Source organism: Rhodanobacter sp. B05, assembly GCF_002001085.1.
Lineage (GTDB): Bacteria > Pseudomonadota > Gammaproteobacteria > Xanthomonadales > Rhodanobacteraceae > Rhodanobacter.
The window spans coordinates 15302-29453 of the sequence record NZ_MUNU01000019.1; the positions used below are offsets into that span (position 1 = coordinate 15302).

Consider the following 14152-nt stretch of genomic DNA (forward strand, 5'->3'; position numbering starts at 1 on the left):
GACAACACGCGGCTCAGGGAAGGCCGTGCAACCCGCATTCGCGCTTGAGGCCGAAAAAGCGGGTGTCTTCGGGATCCATCCCCGGTTCCCAGCGACGGCTGGTGTGGCGGTCGCCGACCGAGACATAGCCCTGGTCCCACAATGGGTGGTACGGCAGGCGATGGCGATTCAGGTAGTGGCCGATGTCGCGATCGCTCCAGTCGGCCAGCGGATGCAATTTCCAGCGGCCGTGCCGTCGTTCGAGAATATCGATCGCGGCGCGGCTGCGTGACTGCTGCCGGCGCAGCCCGGCGATCCAGCTGCCCGCATGCAACTCGTCCAGGGCCCGTTGCATCGGCTCGACCTTGCGCAACTGGTTGTAGCGATCGATGCCGGGAACGCCCTGCTCCCACAGGCGCCCGTCGCGCGCCTCCATGCGTGCCGGGCTGAGCGGCGACTGGTAGACCTTGAGGTTCAGATCCAGCCGCTCGGTGAGTGCCTCGACGAAGCGATAGGTCTCGGGAAACAGGTAGCCGGTATCGACCAGCACCACCGGGATTTGCGGCCGTTGCCGGGTGACCAGGTGCAACGACACGGCAGCTTGCACGCCGAAACTGGATGACAGCACATGCTCGCCCGGCAAATGCTCGAATGCCCAGGCCACACGCTGTTCGGCGCTGAGCGAGGTGAGGGTCGCGTTGATGGCGGCGAGCCGGCGTGGCTCCACTTCGGTGCGGATGGCGCGCAGCTTCATGTCAACACCGTGGCGGTGATCCGCCGCGACGGTGGTGGCGCGAGGATGGCCTGGCGCAGCAGGAAATCGCCAAAACCCTCGCCGGCATCGCGCTCGGCCGCGTAGCGCGCGAACAGCGGATCCAGCGCTTCGAGTATCGCCGCCTCGTCCACGTTCTCGCGGTAGACCTGGTTCAGCCGCTGACCGCGGAGATCGGCCCCCAGGCGCAAGTCGTAGCGTCCGGGGCCGCGACCGACCAGGGCGACCTCGCCCAGGTACGGGCGTGAGCAGCCGTTCGGGCAACCGGACAGGCGCAGCAGGATCGGCGTATCGATCAATCCATGCCGATCGAGCACGGCCTCCAGCTTCGGCAGCAGCTGTGGCAGGTAGCGTTCGCTTTCGGCCATCGCCAGGCCGCAGGTCGGCAGCGCCACGCAGGCGATCGCATGCTGGCGGATCGCGCTGTGTTTCCGGTAACCGTCCAGGCCGTGGCGGGCGACGATCGCATCGATCAAGCCGCGATCGCCGGCCTCGACGTTGGCGATGATCAGGTTCTGGTTGCAGGTGAGGCGGATGTCGCCGGTGTGCACGCCGGCCAGCTCGCGCATGCCGCTGAGCCAGGTCTGCCCGGGCCGGTCGAGCAGCCGCCCCGATTCGACCTGCAAGGTCAGATGCCAGCGGCCGGCATGCCCCTGGATCCAGCCGTAACGGTCGCCGTTGTGCTCGAAGCGGAACTCGCGTGCCGGTTCGAACGTTGCGCCGAGACGCCGCTCCACTTCGGCCTTGAAGGCATCCAGGCCGCGACGGTCGAGCGTGTATTTCAGTCGCGCATGTTTGCGCTCGTCGCGGTCGCCCCAGTCGCGCTGCACCGAGATCACCGCCTCGGCCAGCGCCAGCAGGCGTTCCGGTGGCACGAAACCGATCACGTCGGCCAGGCGTGGATACGTGGTCGGATCGCCATGGCTGGCGCCCATGCCGCCGCCGATCGCGACGTTGAAGCCGGTCAGCTCGCCGCCCCGCACGATCGCAACCAGGCCCAGGTCCTGCGCGAACACATCGACGTCGTTGAGCGGCGGTATCGCCAGCCCGATCTTGAACTTGCGCGGCAGGTAGGTCGGTCCGTACAGCGGCTCATGCTCGGGTTCGCCCACCAGCTTTTCGCCATCGAGCCAGAGCTCGTGGTACGCACGGGTCTTCGGCTTGAGGTGTTCGGACAGTCGCACGGCCCACGCATACGCCAACTCGTGCGCCGCGGATTCGACCGGGTTGGTATTGCACACCACGTTGCGGTTGACGTCGCCGCAGGCGGCGATGGTACTGGCCATCGCCGCGTCGATCGCGGCGATCGAGGCTTTCAGATTGCGCTTGATGATGCCGTGCCACTGGAAGGTCTGCCGCGTGGTGATGCGCAGGCCGCTGCTGGCGTAGTCGCTGGCGAGCGCATCGAACGCCAGCCATTGCGCCGGCGTCATCACGCCACCGGGCAGGCGCGCTCGCAGCATGAAAGCATAGGCCGGTTCCAGTTTCTGCCGGCGCCGCTCGTCGCGGATGTCGCGGTCGTCCTGCTGGTAGCTGCCGTGGAACTTCAGCAGCTTGGTGTCGTCGTCGCTGATGGCGCCGGTGAGCGGATCGGCCAGACCTTCGGCGATGCCGCCGCGCAGGAAGCGACTGGCGCTCTTGATGTGTTCGAGATGGGAAGGCATGGGGATTCTTGTCTGGAAAGTGCGGCCACGGATGGCTGCTTTTTGGCTCTCGCGTTCACGCATGAACGCAGCAGTGATGGTCAATACACGTCGCGGGCATAGCGCCCCTGTTGCAGCAGGTCGGCCAGCCAGGTCTTGGCCGCGTCGGCAGACAACCGGCCGTGGCTCGCGATGATTTCCAGCAAGGCCTCGTGCACGTCGCGCGCCATGTGCGTAGCGTCCCCGCAGACGTAGACATGCGCACCATCGCGCAGCCAGGCGTACAGCTCGCGACCGTGTTCGCGCAAGCGATGCTGGACGTAGTCCTTGGAGCCGGTGTCCCGCGAGAACGCCACGTCGAGACGATCGAGCGCACCGCTGCGCAGCGCCTCCTGCCACTCGACCTGGTAGAGGAAGTCGTGCCGGAAGTGGCGGTTGCCGAAGAACAACCAGTTGCGTCCGCCGGCTCCGGTGGCCTGGCGCTCCTGCACGAAGGCGCGGAACGGCGCGACGCCGGTGCCGGGACCGATCATGATCACGTTGCGGCTGCCATCGGCGGGCAGCCGGAAGCGCTCGTTCGGTTCGATGAACACCGGCACCCGCGCGTCATCGCTGGCCGCGGCCAGGAAGACCGAGGCCGCACCGAGGTGGGCGCTTCCATGCGCGGTGTACTCCACGACCGAGACCGTCAGGTGCACCTCGTCCCGACCCACCAGCACCGGGCTGGACGCGATCGAATACAGCCGCGGTGTCAGCGGACGCAGTGCTGCCACCAGCGCTGCCGGTTCCCAGTGCGCCGGGAACCGGCGCAACAGGTCGATCGGCTGGTGCGTGGCAAGCAAGTCGGAAAACGCCGCCTGTTCGCCTGGCGCCAGGATGCGGCGCAACGTTTCGTGGCCGCCGGCTTCGGCCTGAGCCAGTACCAGCGGGCGGGTCAGGCGGGTGAGTTCGCGCTCCTGGCCGAGCCAGCGGGCCAGCGGCCGGCACCGACCGTCGTGCTCGACCTCGCTGGCCCCATCAAGCTTCAGCGCCGACAGCCACTCGTCGACCAACTGCGGCGGGTTCTGCGGCCACACACCGATCGCATCACCCGCTTCGTAGCGCAGGCCCGAGCCTTCCAGCGACAACTCGAGATGCCGCACCTCACGCACGCTGTCGCGCGAAACGATGCGCTGGTTGTCCAGCACGATGGCGGCAAACGGGCGTTCGCGTGTATGCAGCGGACGCGTCGGAGCTTCATTCACCGCATGCAGCGCACGGCCCGGTTGCGGCCCGGTCGCCGACGAGCCCAGCGCCTGGCGAGCCGTATCCAGGGCCCGCGCCGACCATGCCGAAGCGACGGCCTCGAAATCGACGTCCGCCTCGCCGAGCTCGACCAGGCGCCGGCCGCCCAGCTCCGCAAGCCGCGCATCGAGGGCACGGCTCACTGCGCAATACTTCGGGTAACTCGAATCGCCCAGCCCCAGCACGGCGAACTTCAACTGGGGAAGTTTCGGCGCCCGCCTGCCGGCAATGAACTCGCAGAAGCCGATCGCGTCGTCGGGCGGCTCGCCGTCGCCCTGGCTGCTGATCACCACCAGCAGATGACGCTCCTGCGCCAGTTCGCGCAACGGATAGGCACCGGCGCGCAGCAGGCGTACCGGCAGGCCCGCCGCTTCCGCGCTGGCCGACAGCTGCTCGGCCAGCCGGCGCGAGTTGCCGGTCTGGCTGCCATGGACGATGGTCAGGCGCTCCACCGGCACGTTCGATGCTGCAGTCGGCGCCTCGCCCACCACGCTCAGTTCCGCATGGAGCGGCAGGCGCGCCGCCGCTGCTGCGCTGTAGGCGGCGATCCAGTACAGGTCGGCCGGAGCCAGTCCCTGGGTCAGCCTGCTCAGCAGGGCGAGCCTGTCCGCATCGAGCGACGGGGTTGGCGGCAGCGATTTCAGGGCGGCATTCACGACATGTCCTTTTGGACGTCTTTACTTCTGGCCGTCCATACTATTCGTGCTTTATATCGGCGCAAAAGCACATGTCGGCATGAGCTTATGCCAGCGCTTCATTTATGCGCCCTGCGGCAAGGGCATATACTTCGCGTCCCATACCCGGATTACCGGCCCGCTTGAACGAATTGCTTGTCTTCATCGCCGTCGGCGCCCTCGCCCAGCTCGTGGACGGCGCGCTGGGCATGGCGTTCGGCGTGACCTCGTCCGGCTTGCTGCTGGCGCTGGGCATGCCGCCGGTGGCCGCCAGTGCCAGCGTGCACTATGCGGAAACGTTCACCTGCGGCGCCTCCGGCCTCAGCCATCTGTGGGCTGGCAATGTGCGCCGAGGACTGTTCCTGGCACTGGTGATCCCCGGCGTGCTGGGCGCCTTGCTCGGAGTGCTGGTGGCCATCCATATCCCCCCGACCTGGATGCGCGCGCTGCTGGCACCGTACCTGCTCGGCATGGGGGCATTCCTGTTGCTCAGGAGCGCGCGCCCGGCCGGCCTGCGCACCGACGTGCCGCGCGGTACCGGCCCGACCGGCCTGGTGGCCGGTTTCCTCGATGCGATCGGCGGCGGCGGCTGGAGCGCGATCACCGTCACCACCTTGCTGGCGCGTGGCCTGCCGCCGCGCGCGGTGATCGGCAGCGTGCACCTGGCCAAATGCGTGGTGAGCATCGCCGCCAGCGCGAGCTTCCTGCTCACGGTGGGCCTCAGCCATGCTTCGGCGGTGCTGGGCCTGATCATCGGCGGCGCGGTGGCCGCTCCGTTCGGCGCCCTGTTCGTGCGCTGGGTACCGGCGCGCGTGGCCACCGCCCTGGCGGGTGCCGCCGTGCTGGTGCTGGGACTCAACAACACGGTCCGCCTGCTCGGCTGAGGCCACGACTACACTAAGCGGATGAAACCCATCCAGTCTTACCCGATCGAAGTGCGCGGCAGCGCCAGCCGCCCGCTGGGCATGAGCCCGGCCCGGTTCCTGCGCGACTACTGGCAGAAACGACCGTTGCTGATCCGCAACGCCTTCGCCGATTTCCAGCCGCCGCTGCAGCCGGACGACCTGGCCGGGCTGGCCTGCGAACCGACTGCACTGGCACGCCTGATCGTGCACGACGAGAAGCGCGAGCGCTGGCACGTCAACTCCGGCCCGTTGAGCGAGGCCGACTTCGCGCGCACCCCCGACAGGAACTGGACCCTGCTGGTGCAGGACGTGGACAAGTGGGATGCCGACGTGGCCGGTTTGCTGCAGCACTTCGGCTTCCTGCCGAGCTGGCGCATCGACGACGTGATGGTTTCCTACGCCGAGCCCGGCGGCGGTGTCGGCGCACATGTCGACCAGTACGACGTGTTCCTGCTGCAGGGCCTGGGCCAGCGCCACTGGGCGATCAGCGACGATCCGCTGGCGCCGAAGGCGTGCCGCCAGGACGTCGAGCTGAAACAGCTGGTGCAATTCGAGCCCACCCACGAATGGCTGCTCGACCCGGGCGACATGCTGTACCTGCCGCCCGGCGTGCCGCACGACGGCGTGGCTTTCGGTGGCCCGTGCATGACGTTCTCGATCGGCATGCGCGCGCCGTCGCAGGCGGAACTGACCGGCGACCTGGCCGACTACATCGCCGAGCAGTTGCCGGAAGAGTTGCGCTACGCCGATCCCGACCTCAAGCCAGCGCGGCTCAGCGGCGAGATCGACCACGGCGTGCTCGATCGCCTGAAGCAGGCGCTGCCCTTTGCCGGGGCGCTGCGGGACGAGCTGCTGCACGACTGGTTCGGTCGCTTCATCACGCGCTACCGCAGCGCCCACGTGCCGGCGCCGCTGGACAAGCCGCTGGCCGCGGACGCGCTGGCCGCAAAACTGGCCGCAGGCGCCCGGCTGTTGCGCCATCCCTGGTCGCGCCTGGCATGGAGTCGCGGCAAGGCCGGCTGCATGCTGTACGTCAACGGTCACGCTCACGCCACCACGCCGGCCCTGGCACAGCAATTGTGCGAACAGCGGGAATTGATGCCGGATCGCAAGCTGCTCGCGGCCGAGCGCACCCTGCTGCTGACCCTGGTCAATGACGGCCACCTGCTGCTTCGCACGTCGCGCCGGCGTCGATGAAGCTGCAGAACTTCCACGTCGAGATCGCCGACTGGTCACGCGAGGACCAGCGCAACGCGCTGCTGGACCTGCGCGACACGGTCTTCATCCAGGAACAGAGCGTACCCGAGCAGCGCGAACGCGATGGCCTCGATGTCGATTGCTGGCATGTGCTGGCCCGCGACGATTCCGGCCTGCCGATCGGCTGCGGTCGGCTCACCCCGCTGCACAAGATCGGCCGCATGGCGGTACTGCCGGACTGGCGCGGCCAGGGCGTGGGCGTGGCCTTGCTGCGCGAACTGGTCGGCCGCGCACGCACGCTGGGCTGGCCCGAGGTGGCGCTGGATGCCCAGGTCAGCGCGATCGGTTTCTACGAGCGTGCCGGCTTCGTGGCCCATGGCGAGGAATTCGAGGACGCGGGCCTGGCCCATCGGTCCATGCACCTGCCGCTGGCCGCGGTCGACGACCAGCCGCAGGTGCCGCTACCGGATACCGGCGCCCTCCCCGCCACCACCGGCGCCGAAGTCGCGGCGGCACGACGGCAACTGCTCGGCGATGCACGCCATCGGCTGGCGATCCGGCTGCCCGTGCTGGACAGCGAGAGCTATGCCAGCAACGAGGAACTGGACGAGTTGCGGCGGATCGCCACTTCCGGCCGCAGCGCGCTGATCCGCATCCTGCTGCATGACCCGGATGGCGCCCTGCGCAACGACCATCGATTGATCGCCCTGGCGCAGCGCCTGCCCAGCGCGATCCAGATCCGCGTGCCGGTGGACGAGGTCGACCTGGGCTGGGCCTCGGCCTGCCTGCTCAACGACGTGGGCGGCTACCTGTTCCTGCCGGAGGCGGATCGTCCGCAGGGGCGCGCCGCCCGCAGCAACCGCGCCAACGCCGTGCCGCTGCAGCAACACTTCGACGAAGTGTGGGATCGCTCCGAGCGCGCCAGCACGCTGCAGACGCTGGATATCTGAGCATGCGGCCACGCCGGATGAACCGCAGCTGGCCGACGACTCTCGAGACCGCTCCGGCAGGATCCAACGACAAAACCGGTGAAAGCGCCGCCGCGATGCAGCCGAAGCCGGTGAAGCCATGCCGCAACCCGCTTCCGGCCCGGGCCATGGGTTGCCGCACTGCGGCAGGCCAAGGGTATAATTCGTCGGATTATCCCCAGTCATCCGCTTGAACCGCCAGTCGGACTTGAAAACCGGCCGGAAATCGCGACGTTCTGCTAACACGGATGGCTGCAAGCCTCCTTTCCTGCCGGTGGTGACGTGAGTACAAACCTGATCCGCGAGTTTCTCGAGTCTTCCCAACTCGCTGGCGGCAACGCCGATTACGTCGAAGCCCTGTACGACGCGTGGCTGGCCGACGCTGCGGCCGTTCCGTCCGAATGGGCGAGCTACTTCGAGACCTTCAAGGGCCGCGCATCGGGCGATGTTCCGCACGGCGCGGCGATCGCGCGCATCGAGGCCGCACAAAAGCAGCGCCACAACGGCGTTGCCGGCGTGCCGATGAGCGACGAGTACGCGCGCAAGCAGGCCGGCGTGCTGCGCCTGCTCACCGCCTACCGTTCGCGCGGCCACCTCGCTGCCGATCTCGACCCGCTCGGCCTCACCGAGAAGATGTCGGCGCCGGACCTGGGCCTGCCGTTCCATGGTCTCGGCGACGCCGACCTCGATACCGAATTCGACACCGGCAACTACGCCGGCGGCGGCCAGCGCCTGAAACTGCGCGATCTGCTGGCTCGGCTACAGAAGACCTACGCCAGCACGATCGGCGCCGAGTTCATGCACATCAGCAACCACGAGCAGCGCAACTGGATCTACACCCGGCTGGAACAGTCCGCCGGCGAAAGCGGCCTGGACAAGACCGGCAAGCAGCGCGTGCTGGACGGCCTGACCGCCGCCGAAGGCCTGGAGCGCTACCTCCACACCAAGTACGTGGGCCAGAAGCGTTTCTCGCTGGAAGGCGGCGACAGCCTGATCCCGATGATCGACGACGTGGTGCGCGCCGCGGGCGACAACGGCATCAAGGAACTGGTCATCGGCATGGCCCATCGCGGCCGCCTCAACGTGCTGGTCAACATCCTGGGCAAGCCGCCGAAGACCCTGTTCGACGAATTCGAGGGCAAGTTCGAGCACATCGACGACCCGGCGCATTCCGGCGACGTGAAGTACCACATGGGCTTCTCCGCCGACGTCAAGACGCCCAGGGGCGGCGTGCACGTGGCGCTGGCGTTCAACCCGTCGCACCTGGAGATCGTCAACCCGGTGGTCACCGGCTCGGTGCATGCGCGCCAGACCCGTCGTCGCGACACCCTGCACACGCAGTCGTTGGCGGTGCTGATCCATGGCGACGCCGCGTTCGCCGGTCAGGGCGTCAACATGGAACTGCTGAACATGTCGCAGGCCCGCGGCTTCAAGATCGGCGGCAGCCTGCACATCGTGATCAACAACCAGGTCGGCTTCACCACCTCCAACCCGCAGGACGCGCGCTCCACCATGTACTGCACCGACCTGGCCAAGATGGTCAACGCGCCGGTGCTGCACGTGAACGGCGACGATCCCGAGGCGGTGATCCTGGCGACGCGCATCGCCTACGACTTCCGCAAGCAGTTCCGCCGCGACGTGGTGATCGATCTGGTCTGCTACCGCCGTCACGGCCACAACGAGGCCGACGAGCCGGCCGCCACGCAGCCGGTGATGTACCAGATCATCCGCAAGCGCCCGACCACGCGCGACCTGTACCAGCAGCAGCTGGTGAAGCAGGGTGTGCTGGCCGAAGGCGACGCGCAGAAGCAGTTCGAGGCGTACCGCAACCGTCTGGAAGACGGTGCGCCGATGACCGAGCTCGACCCGGCCCCGCCTCGCGACGGCCATGTCGACTGGGCAAAGTTCGTCGGCGGCAAGTTGTCCATGCCCGCCGACACCACGGTGCCGAAAAAGAAACTGCAGGCACTGGCGAACAAGATCCTCGCGGTTCCATCCGACATCACCCTGCAGGCACGCGTGGCCAAGATCTACGACGACCGCCGCAAGATGGCCGCAGGCGAGCAGCCGGCCGACTGGGGCTTCGCCGAAAACCTCGCCTACGCCACCGTGATCGAGGCCGGCCACGACATGCGCCTGGTCGGCCAGGACTCAGGGCGCGGCACCTTCTTCCATCGCCATGCCGTGCTGCACGACCAGAAGGACGGCCATACCTGGATGCCGCTGGCTGACGTGCGCGCGGGCGCGGATGTCGAGGTGATCGACTCGCTGCTCAGCGAGGAAGCGGTGATGGCGTTCGAGTACGGCCATTCGACCACCGATCCGGACACGCTCAACATCTGGGAGGCCCAGTTCGGCGATTTCGCCAACGGTGCCCAGGTGGTGATCGACCAGTTCATCAGCTCCGGCGAAGCGAAGTGGAACCGCCTCTGCGGCCTGGTGCTGCTGCTGCCGCACGGTTACGAGGGCCAGGGTCCGGAACACTCCTCCGCGCGCCTCGAGCGCTTCCTGCAGCTGTGCGCAATGGACAACATGCAGGTCTGCGTGCCGACCACGCCGGCACAGGATTTCCACATGATCCGTCGGCAGATGCTGCGCCCGGTGCGCAAGCCGCTGATCGTGATGACACCGAAATCGCTGCTGCGCCACAAGCTGGCCGTGTCCTCGCTGGACGAGCTGGCCAACGGCAGCTTCCAGCTGGTGATCGGCGAGCATCGCGAGCTGCCGGCGAAGAAGGTCAAGCGCGTCGTGCTGTGCTCGGGCAAGGTCTATTACGACCTGCTGGAAGACGCCGAGAAACGTGGACAGAACGACGTCGCCATCGTGCGCGTCGAGCAGCTGTATCCGTTCCCGCGCGTCGAAGTCACCGCCGTACTGGACAAGTACCCTTCCGCCAAGGAAGTGATCTGGTGCCAGGAAGAGCCGATGAACCAGGGCGCCTGGTTCCAGATCCGCCATCACCTGCAGGCCTGCACCGGCAGCAAGCGCAGTCTCTCGTACGCAGGGCGCGCACGCTCGCCGGCACCGGCCGCCGGCCATCTCAACACCCATGTTGCCGAGCAGGCAGCACTCGTCGAGCAGGCGCTGGTTGCGCCGGTCGGCACCGACCACTCCGCCGAATAAAGACTCCAGGAAAATCCGATGTCCATCGAACTTAAAGTCCCTGTCCTGCCCGAGTCCGTCTCCGACGCCACCATCGCCAGCTGGCACAAGAAGGCCGGTGATGCGGTCAAGCGCGACGAGAACCTGGTCGATCTCGAAACCGACAAGGTGGTGCTGGAAGTGCCCGCGCCGGTCGACGGCGTGCTGAAGGAAATCAGGCACCAGGTCGGCGACACGGTGAACAGCCAGCAGGTCATCGCGATCATCGAGGAAGGCGCGGTTGCCGCTGCTCCAGCGGAAGCGCCGAAAGCCGCCGCGGCTGCACCGGCTGCTGCCGCACCGAAGGCCGCTGCCAAGGGCGCCGACGATCTGTCGCCGGCCGGCCTGCGCGTCGCCACGGAAGAAAACATCGATGCATCCAAGGTCGCCGGCACCGGCCGTGATGGCCGCGTGACCAAGGAAGACCTGGTCAACTACGGCAAGGGCGCTCCCGCTCCGGCCGCCGCTGCACCGGCGCCGAAGCCGACGCCGGGCTCGCGTCCGGAAGAGCGCGTGCCGATGACCCGCATGCGCCTGCGCATCGCCGAACGCCTGATGCAGTCGAAGAACTCGATCGCCATGCTCACCTCGTTCAACGAAGTGAACCTGGCCGAGGTGACCAAGATGCGCAAGGCGCTGGGCGAGGCGTTCCTGAAGGAACACGGCGTCAAGCTCGGCTTCATGAGCTTCTTCGTCAAGGCCGCCGCCGAAGCGCTGAAGCGCTATCCATTCGTCAACGCCTCGGTCGACGGCAACGACGTGATCTACCACGGCTACCAGGACATCTCCATCGCGGTGTCCACCGACAGGGGCCTGGTCACCCCGGTGCTGCGCGATGTGCAGGACATGAGCTTCGCCGACGTCGAGAAAGGCATTGCCGACTACGCTGTCAAGGCGCGCGCCAACAAGCTGTCGCTAGATGACCTGCAGGGCGGCACGTTCACCATCACCAATGGCGGCACCTTCGGTTCGTTGCTGTCCACGCCGATCGTCAACCCGCCGCAGAGCGCGATCCTCGGCATGCACACGATCAAGGAACGCGCCATCGTCGAGAACGGCCAGATCATCGCCGCGCCGATGATGTACATCGCGATCAGCTACGACCACCGCATCATCGACGGCAAGGACGCGGTGCTGTTCCTGGTCGACATCAAGAACCAGCTGGAGAATCCGCAGCGTATGTTGCTCGGGCTGTAACTGCTTGAGCCCCTCTCCCGTCGGGAGAGGGGTTGGGGTGAGGGTTCGGTCGTGCCGGACACTTCACCACACCCGAACCCTCATCCGGCGCTTCGCGCCACCTTCTCCCGGCGGGAGAAGAAAAAAGCAAAGAGAGAACCCATGAGCGAAAAATACGATGTCATCGTCATCGGCGCTGGTCCAGCCGGCTATGTGGCCGCGATCCGCGCCGCACAGCTGGGCCTGAAGACCGCCTGCGTCGACGCGTTCGCCGGCAAGGACGGCAAGCAGGCGCTGGGCGGCACCTGCCTCAACGTGGGCTGCATCCCGTCCAAGGCGCTGCTCGATTCCTCGCGCCAGTTCCACAACCTCACGCACAACTTCGGCGTGCACGGCATCACCGCCGACAACGCGAAGATCGACGTGCCCACCTTCGTCGGCCGCAAGGACAAGATCGTCAAGCAGTTCACCGGCGGCGTGGCGCAGCTGTTCAAGGCGAACAAGATCACGCCGTACTTCGGTACCGGCAAGCTGCTCAAAGGCAACAGCGTCGAGATCACCGGCGCCGATGGTGCCAAGCAGACGATCAGCGCGACCAACGTGATCCTCGCCTCCGGCTCGGTGCCGATCGAGCTGCCGTTCGCCAAGTTTGACGGCAAGGCCATCGTCGACAACGCCGGCGCACTGGACTTCACCGAAGTACCGAAGCGCCTCGGCGTGATCGGCGCCGGCGTGATCGGCCTGGAGCTGGGCAGCGTGTGGAAGCGCCTCGGCGCCGACGTCACCATCATCGAGGCGCTGCCGGACTTCCTCTCGGTCGCCGATGCCGACGTGGCCAAGATTGCCGCCCGCGAGTTTGCCAAGCAGGGCCTGACCATCAAGCTCAACGCCAAGCTCAACAAGGCCGAGGTGAAGAAGGATGGCGTGCATCTCACTTACACCGACAAGGACGGCGAGCAGAATCTCGTTGTCGACAAGCTGCTGGTTGCAGTAGGCCGTCGCGCCTACACTGCCGGCCTGTTGGCCGACGACACTGGCGTGAAGCTGGACGAGCGCGGCCGCATCGTGGTCGACGAGCACAACCACACCGGCGTCGACGGTGTATGGGCGATCGGCGACGCGGTGCGCGGTCCGATGCTGGCGCACAAGGGTTCCGAGGAAGGCGTGGCGGTGGCTGAGTGGATCGCCGGCAAGGCCGGTCACGTCAACTACGACACGATTCCGTGGGTGATCTATACCGAGCCGGAAATCGCCTGGGCCGGCAAGACCGAAAAGGAACTGAAGGATGCCGGCATCCCGTACAAGGTCGGCACCTTTCCGTTCGCCGCGATTGGCCGCGCCGTCGCGATGAATGAGGCGGTCGGCCAAGTGAAGATGCTTGCCCATGCCGACACCGATCGCCTGCTCGGCGTGCACATGGTCGGCCCTGGCGTGTCCGAGCTGATCGCGGAAGCGGTAGTGACGATGGAGTTCAAGGGCTCGTCCGAAGACTTGGCGCGCATCGTCCACGCGCACCCGACATTGTCCGAGGCCGTGCACGAAGCGGCGCTGTCAGTCGACAAGCGCGCGATCCACAAGGGCAATTGAGCGCAGGATACGCTCATCCCGGACAGCATATGGATGTGCGTCGATCCGGTATCCAGCGCCTCCGATCCACAACGGCCCGCTCGTGGCGACATGGGCGGGCCGTGCGTTTTGCCGTAGGAGCCCGCTCGCGGGCGATGCTCTTGCTCTGGATCTCTGCCCGAAGCATCAAAGCAAATGCATCGCCCGCAAGCGGGCTCCTACGACACACCTGACCAAGGTCGCACCATGCCCCAACCCTCCGCCATCTGCGTCTACTGCGGCTCCAGCAGCGGCAGGCATCCCGAGTACGCCGAACAGGCCACCGCGTTCGGCACCGAAATGGCCCGTCGCGGCACCGCTCTGGTCTACGGCGGCGGCAACGTCGGCCTGATGGGAGTGGTGGCCGATGCGGTGCTTGCCGGCGGCGGCAGGGTCGTCGGCGTGATCCCGCGCCAGCTGGTGGAGCGGGAAGTGGCACATCCAGGCTTGAGCGAACTGGTCGTGGTCGAGACCATGCACCAGCGCAAGACGCGCATGTACGAGCTGTCGGACGCGTTCGTCGCCCTGCCCGGCGGCTTCGGCACGATGGACGAGATGTTCGAGATGCTGACCTGGGCCCAGTTGGGCCTGCATCGCTACCCGTGCGCCTTCCTCGATGTGCGCGGTTATTACCGTGACTTGCGTACGATGATGGACCACATGGTCAGCGAAGGCTTCGTGCACGCTGGCCAGCGCGACAGCGTCTGGTTCGGCGATTCGATGACCGCGCTGTTCGACTGGATGGATGGTTACGACGGCGGCAACGCGTCGCGCGTGATCGGGCCGTCCAGCGTCAAGGCCTGAAACC

General features: G+C 66.9%; 10 protein-coding genes. 7 read left to right on the forward strand and 3 right to left on the reverse strand.

Translation table 11 applies throughout. The annotated features are described in order from the left end of the window. Nucleotides 1–13 precede the first annotated feature (13 nt). The 3 genes from B0E47_RS13560 to B0E47_RS13570 form a co-directional block, all read right to left on the reverse strand. The gene (locus B0E47_RS13560; protein WP_077514817.1) at nt 14–733 is read right to left on the reverse strand and encodes a phosphoadenylyl-sulfate reductase; all 720 of its coding nucleotides are present in this window, start codon (nt 731–733) and stop codon (nt 14–16) included. Further along, nucleotides 730–2415 (reverse strand): assimilatory sulfite reductase (NADPH) hemoprotein subunit, encoded by a 1686-nt coding sequence (gene cysI / locus B0E47_RS13565; protein ID WP_077514818.1) that lies wholly within the window; start codon nt 2413–2415, stop codon nt 730–732. The genes B0E47_RS13560 and cysI overlap by 4 nt, the downstream gene beginning before the upstream one ends. A gap of 80 nt (nt 2416–2495) precedes the next feature. Further along, nucleotides 2496–4334, reverse strand: coding sequence for an assimilatory sulfite reductase (NADPH) flavoprotein subunit (locus tag B0E47_RS13570; protein ID WP_077514819.1), 1839 nt, complete (start codon nt 4332–4334; stop codon nt 2496–2498). 161 nt (nt 4335–4495) lie between these two features. Here B0E47_RS13570 and B0E47_RS13575 point away from each other — a divergent pair, with 161 nt between their 5' ends. The 7 genes from B0E47_RS13575 to B0E47_RS13605 all read left to right on the forward strand — a co-directional run bounded on the left by B0E47_RS13575 (nt 4496) and on the right by B0E47_RS13605 (nt 14148). Further along, nucleotides 4496–5236 (forward strand): sulfite exporter TauE/SafE family protein, encoded by a 741-nt coding sequence (locus B0E47_RS13575; RefSeq protein ID WP_343124536.1) that lies wholly within the window; start codon nt 4496–4498, stop codon nt 5234–5236. Nucleotides 5237–5257: 21 nt separating this feature from the next. Then, complete coding sequence (locus B0E47_RS13580; protein ID WP_077514821.1) at nt 5258–6454, forward strand: cupin domain-containing protein; 1197 nt, start codon at nt 5258–5260, stop codon at nt 6452–6454. Beyond that, entirely contained in the window at nt 6451–7404 is a 954-nt protein-coding gene (locus B0E47_RS13585; protein WP_077514822.1) for a GNAT family N-acetyltransferase, read from the forward strand. The genes B0E47_RS13580 and B0E47_RS13585 overlap by 4 nt, the downstream gene beginning before the upstream one ends. A 300-nt stretch (nt 7405–7704) precedes the next feature. Then, entirely contained in the window at nt 7705–10545 is a 2841-nt protein-coding gene (locus B0E47_RS13590; protein ID WP_077514823.1) for a 2-oxoglutarate dehydrogenase E1 component, read from the forward strand. Nucleotides 10546–10563: 18 nt separating this feature from the next. After that, nucleotides 10564–11760, forward strand: coding sequence for a 2-oxoglutarate dehydrogenase complex dihydrolipoyllysine-residue succinyltransferase (odhB, locus tag B0E47_RS13595; protein ID WP_077514824.1), 1197 nt, complete (start codon nt 10564–10566; stop codon nt 11758–11760). Nucleotides 11761–11901: 141 nt separating this feature from the next. After that, nucleotides 11902–13326 carry a dihydrolipoyl dehydrogenase gene (gene lpdA, locus B0E47_RS13600; RefSeq protein ID WP_077514825.1) on the forward strand — a complete coding sequence of 475 codons (1425 nt, stop codon included), beginning with the start codon at nt 11902–11904 and terminating at the stop codon, nt 13324–13326. Between the two features lie 225 nt (nt 13327–13551). Then, nucleotides 13552–14148: a TIGR00730 family Rossman fold protein gene (locus tag B0E47_RS13605; RefSeq protein WP_077515364.1), complete on the forward strand. Its 597-nt coding sequence runs from the start codon at nt 13552–13554 to the stop codon at nt 14146–14148. Nucleotides 14149–14152: the final 4 nt, after the last annotated feature.